Origin of the sequence: Brachybacterium sacelli, from assembly GCF_017876545.1 — a bacterium.
Taxonomy (GTDB): domain Bacteria; phylum Actinomycetota; class Actinomycetes; order Actinomycetales; family Dermabacteraceae; genus Brachybacterium; species Brachybacterium sacelli.
Map to the genome: position 1 here is coordinate 2,505,704 of NZ_JAGIOD010000001.1, position 20,608 is coordinate 2,526,311.

General features: G+C 69.5%; 21 protein-coding genes. 7 read left to right on the forward strand and 14 right to left on the reverse strand.

Features of this window, described 5'->3' with window-relative positions; all coding sequences use genetic code 11:
• Positions 1–19 precede the first annotated feature (19 nt).
• The 4 genes from JOF43_RS11265 to JOF43_RS11280 form a co-directional block, all read right to left on the reverse strand.
• The gene (locus JOF43_RS11265) at positions 20–661 is read right to left on the reverse strand and encodes a response regulator (protein WP_209902061.1); all 642 of its coding nucleotides are present in this window, start codon (positions 659–661) and stop codon (positions 20–22) included.
• Positions 649–1,968, reverse strand: a complete 1,320-nt coding sequence (locus JOF43_RS11270) for a sensor histidine kinase (RefSeq protein ID WP_209902063.1) — start codon at positions 1,966–1,968, stop codon at positions 649–651. The genes JOF43_RS11265 and JOF43_RS11270 overlap by 13 nt, the downstream gene beginning before the upstream one ends.
• Before the next feature lie 98 nt (positions 1,969–2,066).
• Complete coding sequence (locus JOF43_RS11275) at positions 2,067–2,783, reverse strand: DUF899 family protein (RefSeq protein ID WP_209902065.1); 717 nt, start codon at positions 2,781–2,783, stop codon at positions 2,067–2,069.
• Positions 2,784–2,826: 43 nt separating this feature from the next.
• Positions 2,827–3,489 (reverse strand): GrpB family protein, encoded by a 663-nt coding sequence (locus JOF43_RS11280; RefSeq protein ID WP_209902066.1) that lies wholly within the window; start codon positions 3,487–3,489, stop codon positions 2,827–2,829.
• A gap of 256 nt (positions 3,490–3,745) precedes the next feature.
• Between JOF43_RS11280 and JOF43_RS11285 the strand changes: the two genes are divergently transcribed.
• Entirely contained in the window at positions 3,746–4,048 is a 303-nt protein-coding gene (locus JOF43_RS11285; RefSeq protein ID WP_209902068.1) for a hypothetical protein, read from the forward strand.
• A gap of 441 nt (positions 4,049–4,489) precedes the next feature.
• Entirely contained in the window at positions 4,490–5,737 is a 1,248-nt protein-coding gene (locus JOF43_RS11290) for an MFS transporter (protein WP_209902071.1), read from the forward strand.
• Positions 5,738–5,869: 132 nt separating this feature from the next.
• Here the strand turns inward: JOF43_RS11290 and JOF43_RS11295 are convergent, their stop codons facing one another.
• Genes JOF43_RS11295 through JOF43_RS11305 form a run of 3 tightly spaced genes read right to left on the reverse strand, consistent with a single transcriptional unit; the run spans position 5,870 to position 9,698 of the window.
• Positions 5,870–6,436: a DUF6262 family protein gene (locus JOF43_RS11295; RefSeq protein WP_209902073.1), complete on the reverse strand. Its 567-nt coding sequence runs from the start codon at positions 6,434–6,436 to the stop codon at positions 5,870–5,872.
• The gene (locus tag JOF43_RS11300) at positions 6,433–8,583 is read right to left on the reverse strand and encodes a tyrosine-type recombinase/integrase (protein ID WP_209902074.1); all 2,151 of its coding nucleotides are present in this window, start codon (positions 8,581–8,583) and stop codon (positions 6,433–6,435) included. Before JOF43_RS11300 ends, JOF43_RS11295 begins: the two co-directional genes overlap by 4 nt.
• Positions 8,583–9,698, reverse strand: coding sequence for a tyrosine-type recombinase/integrase (locus tag JOF43_RS11305; RefSeq protein ID WP_209902076.1), 1,116 nt, complete (start codon positions 9,696–9,698; stop codon positions 8,583–8,585). Before JOF43_RS11305 ends, JOF43_RS11300 begins: the two co-directional genes overlap by 1 nt.
• A gap of 100 nt (positions 9,699–9,798) precedes the next feature.
• Between JOF43_RS11305 and JOF43_RS11310 the strand changes: the two genes are divergently transcribed.
• Positions 9,799–10,242, forward strand: coding sequence for an HNH endonuclease family protein (locus JOF43_RS11310; RefSeq protein ID WP_209902078.1), 444 nt, complete (start codon positions 9,799–9,801; stop codon positions 10,240–10,242).
• Positions 10,243–10,266: 24 nt separating this feature from the next.
• Here JOF43_RS11310 and JOF43_RS11315 read toward each other — a convergent pair whose 3' ends face one another.
• Entirely contained in the window at positions 10,267–10,704 is a 438-nt protein-coding gene (locus JOF43_RS11315) for an SRPBCC family protein (RefSeq protein WP_209902080.1), read from the reverse strand.
• Positions 10,701–11,693 carry an NAD(P)H-binding protein gene (locus tag JOF43_RS11320; RefSeq protein ID WP_209902081.1) on the reverse strand — a complete coding sequence of 331 codons (993 nt, stop codon included), beginning with the start codon at positions 11,691–11,693 and terminating at the stop codon, positions 10,701–10,703. The genes JOF43_RS11315 and JOF43_RS11320 overlap by 4 nt, the downstream gene beginning before the upstream one ends.
• Before the next feature lie 105 nt (positions 11,694–11,798).
• Between JOF43_RS11320 and JOF43_RS11325 the strand changes: the two genes are divergently transcribed.
• Positions 11,799–12,518, forward strand: a complete 720-nt coding sequence (locus JOF43_RS11325) for a TetR/AcrR family transcriptional regulator (RefSeq protein ID WP_209902083.1) — start codon at positions 11,799–11,801, stop codon at positions 12,516–12,518.
• Between the two features lie 8 nt (positions 12,519–12,526).
• On the opposite strand, the gene JOF43_RS11330 is transcribed toward JOF43_RS11325, so the two are convergent.
• Positions 12,527–12,847 carry a hypothetical protein gene (locus tag JOF43_RS11330; protein ID WP_209902085.1) on the reverse strand — a complete coding sequence of 107 codons (321 nt, stop codon included), beginning with the start codon at positions 12,845–12,847 and terminating at the stop codon, positions 12,527–12,529.
• Between the two features lie 50 nt (positions 12,848–12,897).
• The gene (locus tag JOF43_RS11335; protein WP_342592156.1) at positions 12,898–13,671 is read right to left on the reverse strand and encodes a phosphotransferase; all 774 of its coding nucleotides are present in this window, start codon (positions 13,669–13,671) and stop codon (positions 12,898–12,900) included.
• A 35-nt stretch (positions 13,672–13,706) separates the two neighbouring features.
• On the opposite strand from JOF43_RS11335, the gene JOF43_RS11340 reads away from it, so the two are divergent.
• From JOF43_RS11340 to JOF43_RS11350, 3 genes are read left to right on the forward strand one after another with little or no spacing between them, the layout of a single operon-like run.
• Positions 13,707–14,297 carry a class I SAM-dependent DNA methyltransferase gene (locus JOF43_RS11340; protein WP_209902087.1) on the forward strand — a complete coding sequence of 197 codons (591 nt, stop codon included), beginning with the start codon at positions 13,707–13,709 and terminating at the stop codon, positions 14,295–14,297.
• Between the two features lie 42 nt (positions 14,298–14,339).
• On the forward strand, positions 14,340–15,119 hold the full coding sequence (locus tag JOF43_RS11345) for a class I SAM-dependent methyltransferase (protein ID WP_209902089.1): 780 nt from the start codon (positions 14,340–14,342) through the stop codon (positions 15,117–15,119).
• Positions 15,116–15,712: a P-loop nucleotide/nucleoside kinase family protein gene (locus JOF43_RS11350; RefSeq protein ID WP_209902091.1), complete on the forward strand. Its 597-nt coding sequence runs from the start codon at positions 15,116–15,118 to the stop codon at positions 15,710–15,712. The genes JOF43_RS11345 and JOF43_RS11350 overlap by 4 nt, the downstream gene beginning before the upstream one ends.
• 90 nt (positions 15,713–15,802) lie before the next feature.
• Here JOF43_RS11350 and ilvD read toward each other — a convergent pair whose 3' ends face one another.
• The 3 genes from ilvD to JOF43_RS11365 all read right to left on the reverse strand — a co-directional run bounded on the left by ilvD (position 15,803) and on the right by JOF43_RS11365 (position 20,586).
• Complete coding sequence (gene ilvD / locus JOF43_RS11355; protein WP_209902093.1) at positions 15,803–17,524, reverse strand: dihydroxy-acid dehydratase; 1,722 nt, start codon at positions 17,522–17,524, stop codon at positions 15,803–15,805.
• 49 nt (positions 17,525–17,573) lie between these two features.
• The gene (locus JOF43_RS11360) at positions 17,574–18,830 is read right to left on the reverse strand and encodes an alpha-hydroxy acid oxidase (RefSeq protein ID WP_209902095.1); all 1,257 of its coding nucleotides are present in this window, start codon (positions 18,828–18,830) and stop codon (positions 17,574–17,576) included.
• Positions 18,831–18,894: 64 nt separating this feature from the next.
• Entirely contained in the window at positions 18,895–20,586 is a 1,692-nt protein-coding gene (locus JOF43_RS11365) for an L-lactate permease (RefSeq protein WP_209902097.1), read from the reverse strand.
• Between the last annotated feature and the right edge of the window lie 22 nt (positions 20,587–20,608).

A 20,608-nucleotide genomic window follows, 5' to 3' on the forward strand; every position in this document is an offset into this window, starting at 1 on the left:
ATTTCTGGTGCTGCGACCCTCAACGCCCCAGCAGCGTCAGCACCGCGGTGACCCGACGGTGCACGCTCGCGTCCTCGCTCAACCCGAGCTTCGCGAACAGGCGCTGTGTGTGCTTCTCCACCGCGCCGCCGCTGATGTACAGCCGCTGCGAGATCCCGGCGTTCGTCAGCCCCTCTCCCATCAGCTCCAGGACCTCTCGCTCGCGGTGAGTCAGCTCGTCCAGCGGAGACCGACGCCGGGAGGCGATCACCTGGCCCACCACGTCCGGGTCGATGGCCACACCGCCGCCTGCGACCCGCTCGATCGACTCCAGGAAGGCGCGGATGTCGAACACGCGGTCCTTCAGCAGGTAACCGGTGGCGCGCTCGCCGGACTCGATCAGCTCGGTCGCGTACCCGACCACGACGTACTGGCTGAGCAGCAGGATCGGCGCCTCCGGCCAGGTCGCGCGGATCTCCTGCGCGGCCCGCAGGCCCTCGTCGGTGTGGCTGGGCGGCATGCGGATGTCGGAGATCACGAGGTCCGGGCGCAGCTCGAGGGCGCGCACCACCAGCTCGGTGCCCGAAGCGGCGGAACCGACCACGGTGTGCCCCGCGTCCTCGAGCAGGAGGCGCAGCCCCTCCCGCAGCAGGGCGGAGTCGTCGGCGATCAGGACCTGCACGGGATCACCGCCTCGATCCGTGTTCCCCCGCCGCTCGGCGAGAGCACGTCCAGCCTGCCCTCGAGGGAGGCGACGCGTCCGGCGAGACCGGCGAGACCCCCGCCGGTGCGCATCTCGGCGCCGCCGCGCCCATCGTCCTCGATCCTCACCTGGGCATCATCCCCGATCCGGGCGACCTCCACCCGTACCGACCCGGCCTGGGCGTGCTTGGCGGCGTTGGTCAGGGACTCCGAGACCACGTAGTAGATCCCGATCTCGACGTGCTCGGGCAGGTCCAGATCCGGGCAGTGCACGGTGGTGGGCAGGGGGGCGATGGCGGCGAGCTCGGTGAGGGCGGCGGCCAGCCCCCGGTCGACGAGGATCGGCGGGGCGATGCCACGGGAGAGCCGACGCAGGTCATCGAGGGTGAGGCCGAGCTGTTCCCGGGTCCCGCGCAGCACCGTCTGCGCCTTCTCGGGATCGGAAGCCGCCAGTGCCTCGACCCGCGCGAGATCCATGGAGGCGCGCACCAGACGCTGCTGCGGCCCGTCGTGCAGATCCCGCTCGAGACGGCGCAGTGCGGCGGACTCGGCGCTGCGACCCGCGGCGCGCGACTCCTGGGTGCGCAGCAGGCGCTGCTGGTCCTCGTAGCGCGAGCTCAGCAGCCCGCGGGCCACCGCCCGGTGCGCTGAGGTGAGCCCGCGCACCAGCGGCCCCACGGTGAGCAGGAAGACCAGTCCGCCCGCGACCTGCAGGCCGATGTCGACGACCCAGGCGAGGGAGCCGGTGAAGCCCAGCAGCTCGCCCAGACCGTTCATGTCCGCCCCCGGGAGCACCTGCGCGAGGACGACGGTGGCCAGCGGTCCGCCGATGGTGGCGATCGCACCGACCGTCCAGGCCAGTGCCAGTGGGAACGTGAGCAGGACCAGCAGGAAGTTCACGAGTATCCACAGGGCGTCGAGCCAGGTCTGCGGATCCGTCAGCGGTACCAGGAGCCGCCGCATCCGCCCCGCACCCTCCGGGGCGCGCTTCGCGGCCGGAGTCGGCAGCTCACCGCCGAGGAGGGTGGGCTGGAGAGCGCGCTCGGCAGCCGCGAATCCGCGGGCGACCAGCGCGCCGAGCACCAGGATCGGCAGACCGATCCAGACGATGGCGGTGCCCGCCCCCGCGGCGAGCAGGGCGAGCGTGAGGGAGAAGCCGACGGCGCCGAGCACGAGAGCGATCAGCCCGTAGGCGAGGAAGCGTCCGATCCGGGCGGCCCAGCGGCCGACGGACCAGCGCTGCGGGGCTGTGGTCTCTGCCGTCTCGGGCATGGTCATGGTGGTCATGTCCCCACTGTGGCGCCGTCTTCTCGTCGGCCCCATCCTGCCACCGGGTCGGACGGTGTCGGGCTGGCCCGACATCTCGTCGTGGCGAACCGGCCGGTCTAGCCGTACGTGGGGTGCTGCGGCCAGCCCTCGGGGGAGTCCTCCCAGTCCTGTTGGCGGCCGTAGACGGTGCGGTCCATGATCTGGGCGATCGGCAGGATCGCCTCCGTGCCGCGCGCCGTCGTGGCGTAGGTGAGGAACACTCGCCCCTCGCGCAGCAGATAGTACGAGTAGCCGGGGATCGGCCCGGAGTAACCGCCGTCCTCGCCGCGGAGGGTCCAGCCCCAGTCGTCGTGATACGTGGTCCCGGCCGAGGAGACCCAGGTGTGCGGCCAGCCGCGGTGCAGGCGCCACGCGCGCAGCTTCTCGATCGGGGCCTGGGAGATCATCGCGAAGGCGATGCCCTCCTCGCCCAGCCGGCCGCCCTGGGTGGGCAGGTTGTCGACCGCCCAGGTGCAGCTGGGGCAGCCCTCGTCCCAGTCGGGGCCGAACATGACGTTCTGGACCAGCAGCAGGTAGCGGTCGCCGAACAGCTCCGACAGGTGCACCGGGCCCTCCTCCCCGGCGAACTCGTAGTCGGGGACCTCCACCATCGGCAGTCGCCGGCGCGCGGCGGCCGCGCGATCGCCCGCCCGGGTGACCTCCTTGTCGAGGACGACCTGCTGGGCCAGGGCGCGCTCGAAGTCCTCCCGGTCGACGACCGGCGGGGCGGCGGAGGGCTGGTGGGCCTTGGGGGATGCGGGACGGTCCGGGGTCTGCGGGGACGGATCGGACATGGCGGCTTCCTTCATCGGGGGCGGCTCATCCTGGCTCGACACGTTATCCCTGCGGGGAGCGGAGCACCAGGGGTCCGTCGGGCCATGCCGGGTGGGATGCGGGCTCCACGGCGAACACTCGCGTGTAGATGTCGTCGATGACCTCGTTCTTGGCGAGGTTGTAGTCCACGGGGCTCTCGGCGGTGCTCGCGGCGAGGTCGCGCTTCGCGCGCGCATACAGCTCACGGTCTGCCGGATGCGTTCGCAGCCAGTCCCGGAACAGCAGGTGCCGCAGGGGCTCGGGAGCATCGGCGGGGAAGACGTGCACGTTGGCTGCGCCGCCGGGCATGATGAACATGCGGTGCCCGTTCCACCAGGGTTCCCGGATGACCAGCGTGGCCCCGATCCGTTCGAGGGAGGGCACGTAGGTCCCCTCGGCGTCCGTGTCCTGGACGTGCACGTCCACGTCGAGGATCGGCTTCGCGGGCAGCCCGGCCACGGACGTGGAGCCGACGTGCTCGATCCGTCGGGCGACCGCGCCGAGCGCACCCTCGAGGCGCGCGCGCAGGTGCTCGAAGTGTGCGGGCCACGCCGGGTCCGGGGCGACGATCTCGATCGGCGTGGTCGGCGGCCAGTCGTCCCGGACGAAAGCGGCGCGTCCGACCTCGTCCCCGTCGACGTGACGACGGATGACCTCGGCGGGGTAGTCGGGATGGGGCAGCGTCATCGGGGCCTCCTCGGTGGCTGAGCAAAGCTCTCCACCATAGAGCGGGGGTCGCAGCCGCGCCACCGACATCTCAGCCCGACCCGACTCGGTGGCCCTGCCGCGCGCACAGAAGCAGAGACGGGCTCCGGTGCTTCGTGGCGGGAAGGTTTCCGCTCGGTGACGCCTTGTGCGCGGTCGGACGCGGCACTGGTGTGAGCCAGCTCGCACTGGCTAGGGTCGTGGAGGTCGATCCCCCTGACCCGAAGGTGACCACCAGATGCACTCTGCCCTGCTCCGATGCGACGTGCTCCGCCTCGATCTCCTCCGCCGCACCCTGCTCGTCGCTCTGCTCCTGACGGGCTTCCTGGGGGCCGCCGTCCTGCCGGCGTCGGCCGCCGACCCCGACGCTCCCACCGGTTCGTGGTCGGCCGAGACGCCCGCGACCATCGACCAGGCTGAGTTCGAGGGGCTCGAGGTGCGCGAGCCCGGTGCCTCCGAGGAGTACGACCGCGACGAATTCGGCTCGGCCTGGGAGGACTTCGACGGGAACGACTGCGATACCCGCATTATCTTGAGTTGAGTCGGGCTCTGGCGGGCCAACGGAGCATGTGACCTGCGCTGACGTCTAAGGCGAGCACGGAGAGCAAGTGGCTGGCACGAGTGGCACGGGCCATTGGAGGCGTTCCCTCGGCCTCTTGCAGCTGCGTTGACCTTGGGTCGTACATCGCGCATAAAGCTCCACCGGAGAAGTCGGGGACGGCTGAGCATGTGAAAGTGGGCGCTGGCGGTTCTCGGTGCATTGGCGGCGGGTCCGCAAATGTGGAGGCCGAGCCACGTAACCTTTTGCGCAGCGGTGCCATCGAAGAGCAGAGGAGCTCCACTTGCCCATCCCAGGGATCAGCGTCAGGCGCGGTCATGCCTCACGCCGGCCAATTGGAGTCGGGACAGTCGTCTCCGGTCGTCTCCGCCGGGCTTCCTTGTTGAAGTTCATCGATCTAAGGGTGGGTAGAGCGCGTTGAGAGTGCAGTTGCGCGTACTCGCTGACTACCCCGATTTCCGGCGGCTGTTCGGGGGCAGCTCAATCTCTCTCTTGGGTTCAAGCGTCACCACCGTCGCCCTGCCCTTGACCGCAGTTCTGGTCCTCGGTGCATCGCCGATGCAGATGGGTCTGCTGGGAGCGGCCTCATTCCTGCCTCACCTCGTCCTAGGCCTTCCGGCCGGAGTATGGGTGGACCGAACTTCATACCGTGGGGTCATCGTAAGTGCCGACCTGCTGGCCGCCGCCGCTTTGGCAGCCGTGCCTATTCTCGCTGCGACAGGGTTGCTGCAGATGTGGCAGCTGTACGTCGTCGTCGTGATCACCGGGACCTGCGGTCTGTTCGCCGCGATCGCGTCCCAGTCGTTCATGCCGCGCCTGGTCCCACAGCGAGCACTTCTAGCAGCCAACAGCACGTTCGCGCTCAGCAGCTCCGTCGTCGCCACCAGCGGCAATGCCATCGGCGGTGCCCTGGTCCAGCTGCTCACTGCGCCGATAGCGATTGCGGTCGATGCTGTCATGCTTGTCGTGTCCGCCCTTTCGAAGGCGCGAATCACCGTCACGGGACGATCGGCTGGCACGGAGCCGCCGAAGGATTCGATGCTCAAGGGGATCCGGGTTGGACTAAGGGTCGCCCTCTTTGGACATCCGGCGCTGCGAGCGACCACGATCGCTGCCACCGTCGGCGCACTGGGTGGCCAGATGCAGGCGGTGATCGTGGTGCTGTTCCTGGTCCGAGAACTTGACCTATCGGCCGGGTTGGTCGGTGCGACTATCGCTGTTGCCGGTGTTGCTGGAATCGTCGGAGCCGCCATCGGGGTACAGATCACCGGGCGACTCGGCAACGGACCCACCTTCATCCTCGGCATGACGCTGTCGAGTCTGGCCGGGCTCGTGATGGCTACTGCGGGAGGGCCAGTAGTCCTTGTGCTCTTGGTTCTGGTCATTGCGCAGCTCCTGCGCGGCTGGGGACCCACGCTGTATGGGATCAATCAGCAGACCATTCGCCAGGTCCTGGTCCCATCTGCGCTTCTCGCCCGGACACAAGCTACTTGGCGCTTTCTGGTCTTCGGGATGCAGCCGATCGGGGCCATTCTGGGTGGCACGCTCGGCGCCGTGGTCGGGCTCCGCGGCACGTTGATAATCAGCAGCCTGGTCATGCTGACCGGCACAGGGTTCGCACTGCTCAGTCCGCTGCGAACACTCCGCCAGCTGCCCAGAGCCGAAACATGAACAACCTATGGATGACCTAAGATCCACGAGTGATCGATTTGTTCGGCCTCGTCATCACTCGCGACGCCTTCCGGCCTGAAAACTACCCCCAGCTCTACAGCCGCCTGCCTGTAAGCAGCTGCGCGCTGGAACTTAGGTAGGTGGCGTCTTTGCGGAGTCGCGCATCATGCGGCGCACCGCGCCGCGTGCCGCGTCGAGTTCTTCGGCGAGGAGCTGGACACTTTCCTGCGATTTCGCTAGTTCGGCCCGTGCCGCGAACAGCTCGGAGTTGAGTTGGTTGCGCTGTCGCTCCAGATCGCGCACCTGCTCCAGGAGTGCATCGCGGTCACGGCTTTCCAGAGCGCTGCCCAGGCCTCGACGGACCTGTGCGAGGAGCCGGTCGCGCTCTTCGCGCAACTGCTTGATTTCTGCGCGAGCTAAAGTCAGGTCGGCGCGCAGACCCGCTGGCGTGGCGGACGCCGTCTGGGCTGATCGAGTCTCGGGGCGCGACCTGGCAGCTTCGATGGCGGCCCGGACTGTGACGTTGTTGTAGACAAACCAGGACGAGACGCTGGCAGCGCGCCCGACGGCCGCGAAAGTCACCGGCTGGCCTGCCCGGATGAGCTCTTTGACCGCATCCAGGGCAGCGGTTCGCTTGTAGGCGCTGTCGAGTCGTCGTGTTTCGGTCAACCTCTCGACCCGTTCCTCGCGGGTGCTCATTCTCGGTGCCCCACGTCATCCAAGGGAATGAACACTTGCGTTTGGCGTACCTTGCGCATCGTTGCTCCCGCCTCGTCGAGATTGGCCAGTTCCTGCGGCGGCATGGCCGCGATCATCGCCTGCAACGACTCGGCTACGCCGACGAACGCAGCTATTTGCTCGTCGAGATTCGTCACGACCCACTGTGCCGCGTCGGCCCCGATGGCGAGCTCGCGGTCGGTACGTAGGTTGCGTATTTGCTTCGCGACCGCGTCCAGGTAAGACGGGTCGGGCCGGTAGTAGCCGCATCCGGCGCACTGGAACCTGATCGGGCACGACTTGCCGCCAGCAGCGACATTGGTTGGCTCGGTGCAGTTACCGAAGGGGACAGCTACGCTAGAGCGCTCGTAGGCGAGGTCGTTCGCGAACGGAGCCGGGTGCCCGAATCTGTCAATCGAGTACTGCGACATGAGGCGCACTGCCTCCTGCTTTCGCCGAAGCGAAACAGTGAAGTAGCCCATCGTCGTCTCGATGCTGACGTGGTCCATGAGCTCGCGCAGGACGTCGACGGGGGTGCCATTGTCGGCGTGACGCTGCGCATAGGCGTGGCGCAGCCCGTAGGGTCCGATCTCGGTCTTCGCAAAGGCCCGCGCTTCAGGAGGCAGGTCGACAGGCGTGTCCAACGCCTCCACCCAGGAGCGGAAGACCTTGCTGAACTGGGCGCTAGACAAGTGCCCGCGCCGCGCACGGTTTCGTGGACCGGGTGCGGGGAACAGGAAGTCAGCGCACGCGTCCGGAACCTGGAGCGTGCCCAGATGGTTACTCCAGGCACGAACGACGTCGACGGTGCTTGAGGTGATCGGTAGCCGTCGGCCATGTCGCCCGGCCTTGCGGTTGTCGTAGATCAGCGATGCTTCGGCACCGCTGAACTCCAGGGGGTCGCGTCGCAATCCTGTGATTTCGCTGGGCCGCCGCCCTGTGTCGCGCAGCAGCTGGTAGATCGCCTGGTACAGCAGCGCGAAGTCGCCGGCGCTCCACTCATTGGCGGTGTATGTAGTCGACGTGCCAAGTGCGTCGAGATGGGCGTCGAGGTGCGCGATCCAAGCTTCGGGGATCGCCGAGCCGAGCTCGTCCTCGCGCGCTGCCGGGACTGGCATCCGTTTGTCGTCCGGGATCGCGAACGTGCCAGGCACCTCGTCCATGAGACCCGCTCGGCGGCCGGTCTCGATCAGACGCCGCCACGCGCCCCACAGCGACACACGGTGCGATGATGAATAGGTCTTCGTGGTCGCGGGATTAACTGCGTGCCTGAACGCATCGAAGATTGCCGTCATGTCGCCCATCGACAAGGCCGAGGGGGTCTCGCCGTTGGGTCTACCCGCCAGCGACAGGGAGGCGATAGATGCGGCCTGCAAGGTGTGGCGCACCTCGGCGACGGACGGTCTCAGCGCGCGAGTCGTCTCCAAGAGAATGTGCCGCAACCACGTCTGGCGCACCACGGTGAAATCGAGGAACCCCGTGGCAGCGGTGTACGGGCGATCGCGTGCCGAACGCAGTCCGACCAACGCGCAATCCCAGACCTCGCCTTCGGTGCCGTCGCGCCCCGCATGACGGGCGCGGAGACGCCTGGCGTTGGCCTGGATCGCTCGCAATAGGCCGAGGGTCCTGGCAGGCGCGCCCTCGTCACGGACATCGAGCACCGACTCGGCCCCCTCGACCATCCGCACGACGGAGCGCGCTACGACCGGTTGCAGCTCGATGCCTTCACGGTCGCGGAACTGCAACCCGGCGAGCACCTCGTTGCGGGCTGTCGAGGTCAGGTCGGCCAGCGTGAACGTATGCGGGGTTGCGGGAGCTCCGCCCACTCGCTGTCTGACCGGGACGTATTCTGCGTCGAAGTCGCCGCCGGTCCAGATCCGACGTTCCCGACGGCACTTGAGGCACCGGCCGACCTTGCTGCCGTCGATCAACGTCGTGCATCGGGGCGTGGCGCAGACGTTCACACCGGTCATCGGGTTGGTCGGGTTGCCCGTGAACTCAAGCGCCTCTGGGTCCCACTCATCTTCGCGCCAGACGAAGTCAAGGTTCGATTCAAGGAACTGCGGCCATGGCACCCGCGGCTCGTCAGCCGGGCTTCGCCATCCGGCAAGTGCGACAACCGAGCTCATCATCGACTCCCTGACACCGCATTTACAGCTTCCCGCATCCGCTCGTGTGAAGGGTGCAGGTAGACCTTCGTCGAGCTCGCCTGCGCATGCCCGAGCAGCTCTTGGACGACATCGGCTTTGACACCGCTCTCGACCCAACCGGTCGCGGCGGTGTGCCGGAACATGTGTGGGGTTGCCCGGAAACCTTGGCGTGCGGCGTGCCGCTTCACGAACTGATAGACGTTCGAGTACGACATCGCCTGGCCGGTTCGGGGCCCCGTGTAGTTGACGAACACGAAGCCGCACACCTCTATCTCGGTCAGCTTCTCGTCGCGCTCGAATCGGTAGTCGCGGTAGAGACGCACGAGCGAGTCGTGGACCGGCACGGCGCGGGACCTGGGGCTTTTCGCGAGGGCCCCATTGATGTTCTCTGGACGCCGCAGAACGTGGACGTGCGCGTCTGGGAGCGGGCATCCCAGTGAGCTGGAGTCAGGCAGAAAGTGCATGTCCTCCCAGCGCAGCCCGAGAGCCTCGCCGATGCGCAATCCGGCGTCGAGCAGCAAGCGAAACAGGAACAGGTCTCGGGCGGTGGACGTGCCGTCGATCATCGCCTGCTGCTGGTCTTTGGACAGCGTTTCCGGCGCGTGCTCCACAGGTCGCACCCGCAGCGCACTGGCTCGGACGTGACGAACGTACCCAGATTCCATCTTTGGCCCGTGCCCGGCAGCGCGTGGCATCCACTTGCGCTCCACGAGCTGCATCGGCACCTCAGAAGCGATCAACTCGGCGGCGGCGCAGTACCTCAGGAACTCGCACACGGCTGTCAGGTGAACCGAGACCGTCGACGGCGCCCGAACCCGACCGGTACGCGTCGCGGTCGTCTCCAGGGACCGCTTGAAGCGAGCCATGTCGAGAATCGTCACGCGCCGCCAGTCCACGCCCTGCGACTCGCCCCAGTTCAGGAACTCGGCAACAGGGCGCAGGTACGTCCGGACTGTGTTGGGCGAGCGATCGGTCGCGTACATCGCGGCGACAAACTCGATCGCTTCAGGGTGTGGTTGGAACGACTCGTCGTCGATGATGAGGTGGCCATTACGACCGTCCTCGAAGTCGGCACGTTCTACACGCCAAGGCACAAGCAAACCTTAGGGCCCTGTGCCTCGCCACTGTGGGATAACGCCGAGGCACGGAGTGTCGCATGGGTCGTGCCTCATGTGCCTTGGCATGATGGTCAGAGTGCAGATAACCCGCAACGACATCCTCACGCGCGACCTCAGCAGCGAGGAGTACGAACCGGGCACCGGAGACTGCGAGGTCATCGTCGGCGTCCTGAACGACCCGTACTCCGGCGACGTCATCGAGTTCGAGAAGTCCGAGGGCTCCTCGCAGATCGACATCGACCACATCGTGCCCCTCGGGGCCGCCTGGGACGCCGGGGCCTCGGAGTGGACCGATGAGGAGCGCCTCGCCTATGCGAACGACCCCGAGGTGCTCGCGGCGGTGAACTCCTCGGACAACCGTTCGAAGTCCGACGCCACGATCGGGGAGTGGATGCCCGAGAACGAGGACGTCACCTGCCAGTACGCCTCGTCCTACGTGTCGGTCTCCGCGAAGTACGACCTCAGCATCTCCCCGGCCGACCACGACGTGCTCGAGGGGCTTCTCGCGCAGTGCGCCTGAGCCGGGGCCGCGGTGGCTGAGGGCTCACGCCGACTCGCACTGCGCCTTCAGCGTCGCGAGGTCCTCGGCGACGGCCGCCGCATCCTCCTCGAACTCGGCCTCGGTCATGGTGCCGCGACGCAGCGTGAAGACCACCTCGCAGCGCTCCTCCTCCAGAGGCATCACCCGTACCGGGTTCAGCACCGCCTCACCGGAGGGGAGCGTGACCGTGTGGTCGAGGACCCCGTAGGGGTTCTCCGGGACGAAGCTGACCAGCACCCGCCCCATCGGGGAGCTCATCGACCACTGCGAGACCTCGCGCTGGACCTCGCCGCCCGCGAGACCCGCCGCCCAGTGAGGGAGGTTGCGCGGGTCGGCCGCGTAGTCGTACACCGCGCGCCAGGGGCGCTCGATGACGACGTCGAGGTGGCGGGATGCGCCGGTGACGGCGCCGATGTCCGTGGGATCCGCGGAGTCGCTCATGGCTGGACGCTAACAGGTGCGGCCCCGGATCCCTTCTGCACGTCGGCCTCCTGCGCGGACCGGGCTCGCTCGACGGTCTGTCGGACGGCCTCCTCCCAGTTCGTCGGCACCAGGGACTCCTCGAGCTCGAGGATCCCGGGGCGCATCACGCACGGCGCATACCAGAGCCCGGAGATCCCGTGGAGCTCGCGGGCGAAGGTGTTGACGCTCGCGGCCGCTCGCACCGCGAGGCGGGGGACCCGCAGCGGCCGGCGGGGCCGATGCCCGGTCAGCGCGGCGATCTCGGTGAGCAGCTCCCGCTGGGTCCGGGCCGGGGCCGACGGGGCGTGGAGCACGGCGTCACCGGCAGCTGCGGTCAGCCTTTCGGCGTGACGCGCGGTGTGGAGCATCGCGGCGGCGAGGTCCGGGATGTGGGTCAGGGTGTGCGGTGCGGCCGGATCGCCGAAGATGATCGGCCGGGAGCGGGCGAGGGCCGGCTCGATCAGCAGGGCGCTGGCGACCGCCGAGCCGGTGCCGACGGCGGTGGGGCCGATGAGGTCCGAGGCGACGACGCTGAGGGTGCGTGCGGGATGCGCCCGACGTTGGGCGAGCAGGTCGATGCGGACCTCGCCCTTCGCATCCCGCGGGGACGGCGCGGCGCCCTCGGTCAGGTCGGAGGCCTCGCCCTGGAATCCGTACAGCGACTCCGGGAAGACCACGGGGACACCGCGCTCCGCGGCGACATCCAGCACGGCCCTCTCCCGCGGAGGGAGCTCTCGGCGCCAGACGCGGGCGTCGTAGACCGAGTGGAAGCCGGCGTGGATCGCTTCGGCCCCCTCGGACGCCTCGGCGAGCGCGGAGGGGTCCAGGACGTCACCGGTGACGCGTCGGACGCCCGGGGCGAGCTGCTGGGGCGTGCGGCGCAGCACGGTGACGGTGTCGCCGTCCGCCAGGGTGCGCTCTATGAGGGCGCGACCGATCTGTCCTTCGCCGATGACCAGGTGATGCATGGGGACCCTCCAAAAGGTGAGCAGTGCTCTCAGTTGTGGGAGCAGTGAACACCGCTCTCGCCCGTGCGTCAAGAGCAGTGCTCTCTTCTGTGGGAGGATGGCGGCATGAGCCCAGGAGAGACCGGGAAGTGCCCGTCCACGCCGCGAGCCCTCGCCCGTGAGCAGACCATGCACCGCATCGTCGAGCTGGGGAACGCGCAGCTCGCCGAGCACGGCGCCGCCGAGCTCAGCGTGCGCGAGGTCGCCAGGGGCCTGGGCATGGTCTCCTCGGCGATCTACCGCTACGTGCGCAGCCGCGACGAGCTGCTGACCCTGCTGATCGTCGACGCCTACGAGGACCTCGCCGATACCGTGGAGGACGCCGTGGCGGGGGCCGGGGACCCACCGCGCGAGAAGTTCCTCGCCCTCGGCGCGGCGATGACGCGCTGGGCGCTCGAGCATCCGGAGCGGTGGACGCTGCTGTACGGAACCCCGGTGCGCGGGTACGACGCACCGGCCGAGACCACGATCGCCCCCGGGATCCGCGTGATCGGGCACGTGCTCACCCTCGCGGCCGATGCCGCCGCGACGGGGACGGGCCCCTCCTCCGGCGCTGACCTCACGCCGGCCCCCGCCGTGACTGCGCTGCTCGAGGAGAACCTCCCCGAGTTCGACGTGGACACCGATCCCCTCACCGCGATGCGGGCCCTGGCGGTCTGGAGCAGCCTGGTCGGCATCATCAGCGCCCACGTCTTCGGTCAGCTCGGACCCGACGCGGTCGCCGTCGGCGAGGACCTCTTGGCGGGTCAGCTGCCGCTGCTCGCGGATCTGATCACAGCCCGCTGAGCCAGCTGTCAGCGACGCACCTCGTCCCCCTCGAGTGCCGCCAGGGCGGTGCGGGCGACCGAGTGCAGCGTCGCCGGTTCCCGGAGTCGGGCACGGTCGCCGAGCGGGGTCACGACCACCCAGCGGGCGGAGCCGCGCCGTCGCATCCGGCCGATCTCGATGCTGCGGCCCGTCGGCAGCGGGATCACCAGCGCCCCGCTGGGCCCGAGCTGCATCCGTCCCTCCAGCTCGGGGCGTCCCTGGACCAGGAGCGCGCGGATCCGCTCGCGCTCGAGCAGGGCGGGGTCGCCCGAGGCCGAGCGTGCGATCAGCGATCCGGTGGGAGTCATGCCCCGACGATAGGAAGGGGTCCCGACGGACGAGCAGGACCACCGGCGGTTCAGGCGGGGGAGGCGGGGTGCAGGGCTCGCCGCCAGAGTGACTCATGGCGGGCGACGTGATCGGCCGCGCGTCGCCAGTGGGCGCCGTGGCCTTCGAGGAACATCGTCCCCCACGGTTCCCGGCCGCTGCGGTGGGAGCTCTCCAGCAGGGAGTGCATCGCCTCGGTGCGCGCCGTCATCGCCTCCGGCAGCTGCGCCCGCAGCGCGGCGTCGGCGTCGTACCCGTCCACGAGCGCCGCCAGTCGCACGGCCGACTCTTCCGGCTCGGCCTCGGCGTCGTTGAGCGTGAAGGACTGCGCGGAGTAGGCGAGGTCCCACGAGCGACTGCTCGGCCCGGCTCCGTCCCAGTCGATGAACACCCAGCGCTCGCCGAGGAGCAGGTTCCAGGGGGCCAGGTCCCCGTGGCACACGAGATCCCCGGCGCCATCCGGCGTCGGGATCAGCGGATCCCATGGCGCCGGGGCCGACGGCGTGAAGCCCTCGCAGGCCTCGTGGATCCCGCGGATCAGCGCGCCCACCCGCGCGAGCTCGTCGAGGCTCAGGGCAGGGGAGTCCATGGCCAGCGGCCCGGGGACGAACTCGAGGACCTGACGCCCCCGGTCGTCGCGGCCCAGAGGCTCGGGCACGTCGACCCCGGCCGCGGCCACCGCGCGCATCAGCTCGTGCACCGCAGGCGTCGTCGGCTCCCACGGCTTGCGCACCGTGTTCCCGACGCGGACCACGCCGGCGGTCGCGTTGCCACCGGTCAGGTGCTGCTCGGGCTTCGACATCATGCTCAGACAGTAGCCGCCTGCGTAGTCTGAACACCATGACGGTCACCGCGGCCTACGCCACCCGCGCCCAGGAGTACGCCGAGCTGCTCGGGACGCTCGAGGCGACGACCCCCGCGGATCGGCGTCGGATCGAGACCTGGGCCGACGGAGCCGACGGGCCCCTCCTGGACCTCGGCTGCGGGCCGGGCCACTGGACGGCGCACCTGGCCTCACTCGGGCACGACGTCCACGGCGTGGATCCGGTGGAGGAGTTCGTGGCGATCGCCCGCCGCCGGTATCCCGAGGTCCGGTACCACCTCGGGGCCCTCGAGGGCCTGCGTCGTCGCCGGGACTCCTACGGAGGCATCCTCGCCTGGTACTCGCTGATCCACCTGCCGCCCGCGGAGGTCCCGGGCGCGCTCGCGGTGCTGCACGGTGCGCTGCGGCCGACGGGAACACTGCTGCTCGGGTTCTTCGACGGTCCTCGCCACGAAGAGTTCGACCACGCCGTCGCCCCCGCCCGGTTCTGGCCGTCGGGTGAGATGGTGACACTGCTCGAGCAGGCCGGCTTCGAGCGGCTCGAGGTCGAGCATCGACAGGACCCCGGCGCCAGGCCCCATGCCGCCATCGCCGCCCGCCGCTGTTGACCTGACCCCGGCGCGAGTGGCGCGGTGACTAGGCTGACGACCATGGTGCAGCGCACATCCGACGGCAGCGCAGGTGACGCGGACTACGGGGAGATCGGCGGTTCGTACTCGAGATACCGGCGCCCCGATCCGAGGATCGCCGGCGCGCTCACCGAGGCGCTCGGGGACGCGCGCACCGTGCTGAACGTCGGCGCGGGGGCCGGCTCCTACGAACCCTCGACCCGCGCTGTGACCGCCGTGGAGCCCTCGGCCGCCATGCGCGCACAGCGCCCCTCGCATCTCCCCTCCGCCGTGGAGGCGACCGCCGAGCAGCTGCCCTTCGCGGATGATTCCTTCGATGCCGCGATGACCACCTTCAGCGTGCACCAGTGGCAGGACGTCACCGCCGGCCTGCGTGAGCTGCGTCGGGTGACGCGCGGTCCGGTCGTGATCCTCACCTGCGATCCTGCGCTGGTGGAGCGCTTCTGGCTCACTGACTACGCCCCCGAGGTGACGGCCACCGAGGCGCGCCGCTACCCGGGGCTCGACGTGCTCGATGCGGGCCTCGGCGGCGGCACCGTGAGCCGCCCCGTCCTGATCCCGCTGGATTGCAGCGACGGCTTCCATGAGGCCTATTACGGCAGGCCCGAGTTGCTGCTGGACCCGGATGCGCGGCTGTCCTGCTCCGCCTGGAGCTTCGTCGAGGACAGGGTCCGGGAGCGGTTCGTGCGGGATCTGACCGCGGATCTCGACTCCGGGGCCTGGGACAGGCGTCACGGGCACCTGCGCGGCCGGCCCGAGTACGAGGGATCACTGGTGCTCGTGCTCTCGGAGCCCCGATGAGACCCGCAGCGGACGCGGCGCCCACCTTCCTGCTGCTCAACGGAGCCCCGGGCAGCGGGAAATCCACCCTCGCCGCGCTGCTCGCCGCCGAGCGACCGCTCGCCCTCGCGCTGGACATCGACATGATCAAGCATGCGCTCGGCGGGTGGGAGCAGGACCTGCAGGAATCCGGGCTGCAGGCTCGCCGCCTGGCCCTCGCGACGATCCGACAGCACCTGGGCGACGGGCACGACGTCGTCGTCGGCCAGTACCTCGCGCGCACGCCCTTCCTCGAGGAGCTCGAACTGCTCACCGCGGAGTGCGGGGCACGCTTCGTCGAGGTCGCCCTGATCCTCGATGCGCACACCCTCGCCGAGCGCCTCCGCACACGGCGACAGACGCCCGACCGTGCCGAGCAAGCGGCCAACGACCGCTTCGTCGGCCCCGAGGACGCGGCCGAGCTCGCGGCAGCGATCGAGCAGGTCCTCACGCAGCGTCCACACGCGCGGCGCATCGACGCGCGGGGAAGCCGGGAGGACGTCCTGCGGCAGGTGCGAGGCCTGCTCAGCGGAGAGGAGGCAGCAGCGCCGCGGCCAGCTGCCGGGGACGGCTGAGCGCCACGCAGTGGCGGCCGAGGATCTCCTCGACGTCGGGCCCCGGCCTCTCGCGGGCGATCCGGGGCTGGAACGCCTGCTCGGCCGATCTCAGTCCCCGAGGACGGCGCCGGTGGATGCGGACTTCACGAGCTTCACGTACTTGCCCAGCACGCCCTTGGTGAACTTCGGCGGCAGAGGTTCCCAGCCCTCGCGCCGGGCGGCGAACTCCTCCTCGTCGACCAGCAGGTCCAGGGCGCCGCTGCCCACGTCCAGCCGGATCCGATCGCCGTCGCGCACGAGGGCGATGGGTCCGCCGTCGACCGCCTCCGGGGCGATGTGGCCGACGCACAGTCCCGTGGTGCCGCCGGAGAAGCGGCCGTCGGTCATCAGCAGCACGTCCTTGCCCAGGCCCGCGCCCTTGATCGCGCCGGTGATCGAGAGCATCTCGCGCATGCCGGGCCCGCCCTTGGGGCCCTCGTAGCGGATCACGACCACGTCGCCGTGGGTGATGGTGCCGTCGTTGAGGGCCTCCATCGCGTGCTGCTCCCGCTCGAACACGCGCGCGGTGCCCTCGAAGACGTCCTCCTCGAAGCCTGCGGACTTCACCACGGCACCCTCGGGGGCGAGGGACCCGCGCAGGATGGTGATCCCGCCGGTGGGGGCGATCGGCGCGGAGGCCGGCCGCAGCACGGACCCGTCGGCCGGGCGCGGCGCCAGCACCTCGAGGTTCTCTGCGACCGTGCGCCCGGTGACGGTCAGGCAGTCCCCGTCCAGCAACCCCTCGTCCAGCAGCGTCTTCATCACCACCTGGATGCCGCCGACGTGGTCGACGTCGTTCATGACGTACCGGCCGTACGGCTTGAGATCGGCGAGGTGGGGGACCTTCGCGCCGATGCGCGCGAAGTCCTCGAGGGTGAGGTCGACGTCGGCCTCGTGGGCGATGGCGAGGAGGTGGAGCACGGCGTTGGTGGAGCCGCCGAAGGCCTGCACCACGGCGATCGCGTTCTCGAAGGCCGCCTTGGTCATGACGTCGTGCGTGGTGATCCCCTGGCGGAGCATGCCCACCACCGCCTCCCCGGCGCGGCGGGAGTCGGCATCGCGGCGGCGATCAGCCGACGGGGGAGTGGCCGAGCCGGGGATCGACATCCCCATCGCCTCCGCCACGGTCGACATGGTGTTGGCGGTGTAGTACCCGCCGCAGGCACCCTCTCCCGGGCAGATCGAGCGCTCGATGCGGCCCACGTCCTCCCGGCTCATCAGCCCGCGGGCGCACGCCCCGACCGCTTCGAAGCCGTCGATGAGGGTGACGTCCTTCTCGGAGCCGTCGGTGAGGGTGACGCGGCCCGGCATGATCGTGCCCGCATAGACGAACACGCTGGCCAGGTCCAGGCGGGCGGCAGCCATGAGCATGCCCGGCAGGGACTTGTCGCAGCCGGCCAGCAGCACCGAGCCGTCGAGCCGCTCCGCCTGGATCACGGTCTCGACGCTGTCGGCGATGAGATCGCGGGAGACCAGCGAGTAGTGCATGCCGTCGTGACCCATGGAGATTCCGTCGGAGACCGAGATGGTGCCGAACTGCAGGGGGTACCCACCGCCGGCATGGACGCCGTCCTTCGCCGCCTGGGCCAGCCGATCCAGCGAGAGGTTGCACGGCGTGATCTCGTTCCACGAGCTCGCGATCCCGATCTGGGGCTTGGCCCAGTCCTCGTCCCCCATGCCCACCGCGCGCAGCATCCCGCGGGAGGCGGTGGCCCCGAGGCCGTCGGTGACCTGGCGGCTGCGCGGCTTGATGTCGGGTCCAGGAGCAGGGGCGGAGGTGTCGTCGTTCATGGCCCGACCCTATGCCTCGACCTCGCACGGGTGGAAGGGACTGCGCCGTTCAGAGCACGGACCGGTCGTGCCCCGTGCCGAGACGGACGTAGCGGCTGAGCTGGGTGACGTGCTCCGGACCGAGATCCTGGAGGGTCGGGACCTGCAGCAGCTTCATGGTCCGCTCCACCTGCTCGGCGAGGATACGGATCGCCCGGTCGACGCCGGCCCGGCCACCGGCCATCAGGCCGTAGAGATAGGCCCGGCCGATGAGGGTGAAGTCGGCGCCCAGGGCGATCGCGGCGACGATGTCGGCCCCGCTGCGGATGCCGGTGTCCAGGATGATCTCGACGTCCTTGCCGACCTCGCGAGACACCTCCGGCAGCAGGTGGAAGGGAACCGGTGCCCGGTCGAGCTGACGACCGCCATGGTTGGACAGCCCGATCGCGTCCACCCCGAGGTCGGCGAGCCTCTTCGCGTCCTCGACGGTCTGGACCCCCTTGACGGCCAGCTTGCCCGGCCACATCGCACGGATCTCCGCGAGATCCTCGAAGCTGATCGTCGGGTCCATCGCGGAGTCGATCAACTCGCCGACGGTGCCGCCGGTGGAGGAGAGGGAGGCGAACTCGAGCTTCGCCGTGGTCAGGAAGTCCCACCACCACCAGGGCCGGGGGAGGGCGTCGAGCACGGTGCCCAGGCTCAGCTGGGGAGGGATCGAGAATCCGTTGCGCGTATCGCGCAGGCGCGCCCCGCCCACCGGGGTGTCGACCGTGAAGAACAGGGTGTCGTAGCCGGCTTTTGCCGCCCGCTCGACGAGACCGTAGGAGACCTCGCGCTGCCGCATCACGTACAGCTGGAACCAGTTGCGGCCCAGCGGGTTCGCGGCCTTGACGTCCTCGATCGAGGTGGTGCCGAGCGTGGAGAGGGTGAAGGGGATACCGGCGGCGCCGGCCGCGCCGGCACCCGCGGTCTCGCCCTCGGTCTGCATCAGGCGGGTGAAGCCCGTCGGGGCGATGCCGAAGGGCAGCGCGGAGCTGCCGCCGAGGATCTGGGCGGTGGTGTCCACCCGGGAGACGTCGTGCAGGATCGAGGGGTGGAACTCGATGTCCTCGAAGGCCTGCTCGGAGCGGCGCATCGAGATCTCACCCTCGGCGGCGCCGTCGGTGTAGTCGAAGGCCGCCGCCGGCGTGCGGCGCTTGGCGATCGTGCGCAGGTCATCGATCGTCAGCGCCGAGCCGAGGCGGCGGCGCCTGGCGTCGAGGTCGAACTTCTTGAACGTCATGAGCTCGAGGAGCTCGGCCGGCTGGGGGATCTGTCGCTGGACCATGGGGTCTCCTTCGTCGGGTCGTGCGGCGTGAGGGGCGGATGGGTGGGTGGGTGGTGGTCTCGGGTCAGAGCGCGGGGATCATCCACGACAGCACCGTGGACTGGAGGCCGACGAGCAGGCACAGGGCCACGAGCATGCCGAGGCTCCACCAGATCACCTTGCGGAAGATGGCCGATTCCTGACCGAGCAGGCCGACGGCGGTGGCGGCGATCGTGAGGTTCTGCGGGCTGATCATCTTGCCGACCACACCACCGGAGGTGTTCGCCGCGACCAGGAGGGCCGGATCCAGACCGGCCTCCTCGGCAGCGGTCTGCTGCAGCGTGGCGAACAGGGCGTTGGCGCTGGTGTCGGAGCCGGTGACCGCCGTGCCCAGCCAGCCGAGGATCGGGGAGAGGAAGGCGAAGGCCGCTCCGGTGCCGGCGATCCAGGTGCCGATGGTGATGGTCTGGCCCGACTGGTTCATGACGTAGGCGAGGGCGAGAACCGAGGCGACCGTGAGGATCGAGAAGCGCATCTTCACGACATTGGTGACGAAGACGTCCACGGCGTCGCGCAGCGACATCCGGTACACCAGCGCGACGATGATGCCGGTGATCAGCAGCAGTGTGCCGGGGGAGGAGAGCCATTGGAAGGCGTAGACGGTGCTGGCGGAGACCTGGCCCTCGGCGGTGAGCACGTTGCCGTCGAGCCCCGGCCACGGGATCGTGACGTCGGTGGCCTCGAGGAAGGAGCTCAGCGCCGGCACCAGTTTGGAGGCCGAGAAGATCACGATCACCAGGAGGTAGGGGAACAGCGCCATGACGACGCGGCCGGGGGTCAGGCGGGTCTCGGTGCGCGGCGGGGAGGCGACGGCGACGGATCCCGTGCCCTCGCCGGCATCCGGGGCACCGGTCCCTTCGTGCTCGCGCTCGTGGCGCATGTTCTCCAGCGCGTCCTGGCCGCCGAGCGGCTTCCACACCTGCAGCATGATCACGGCGGCGGCGAGGCCGGCCAGGGAAGCGATGATGTCGGTGAGCTCGACGGAGACGAAGTTCGAGGAGACGAACTGGCTGATGCCGAAGACGACGCCGACCACGAGGGCGAGCGGCCACAGCTGGCGCACCCCGCGCCGGCCGTCGACGAGGAAGATCAGGAACAGCGGGACGATCGCGGCGAGGAAGGGCGTCTGGTGTCCGATGATGGCGCCGATGTGCTGGTAGGGGATCCCGGTGAGGTTGCCGGCGGTGATGATGGGGATGGCGATGGCACCGAAGGCCACGGGTGCGGTGTTGGCGATGAGGACCACCGTGGCGGCACGCATCGCGGTGAAGCCGATCGCCATCAGCATCACCCCGGTGATCGCGACGGGCGCGCCGAAGCCGGCGAGCGCCTCGAGCAGTCCCCCGAAGCAGAAGGCGATGATGATCGCCTGGACCCGCGGATCGTCCGAGATCGCGTTGATGACCAGCCGCAGATCCTCGAACCGGCCGCTGCGGACGGTCAGCTCGTAGAGCCAGATCGCCGTGAGCACGATCCACATGATCGGGAAGAGGCCGAAGGCGAACCCCTGGGTGGCCGAGAGAGCCACGAGATCCACCGGCATGCCGTAGGCCAGCACGGCGACCGCGATGGCGACGCCGAGCGCGGACAGCCCTGCCCAGTGCGCTTTCCACCGCAGCACCCCCAGGGTGAGGAAGATCGTCAGCAGGGGCAGCAGGGCGATGAGCGAGGACCACAGCAGGCTGCCTGCCAGCGGTGCGAGTTCTGCGGTGTACATGGGGACCTCCGACACACATCAG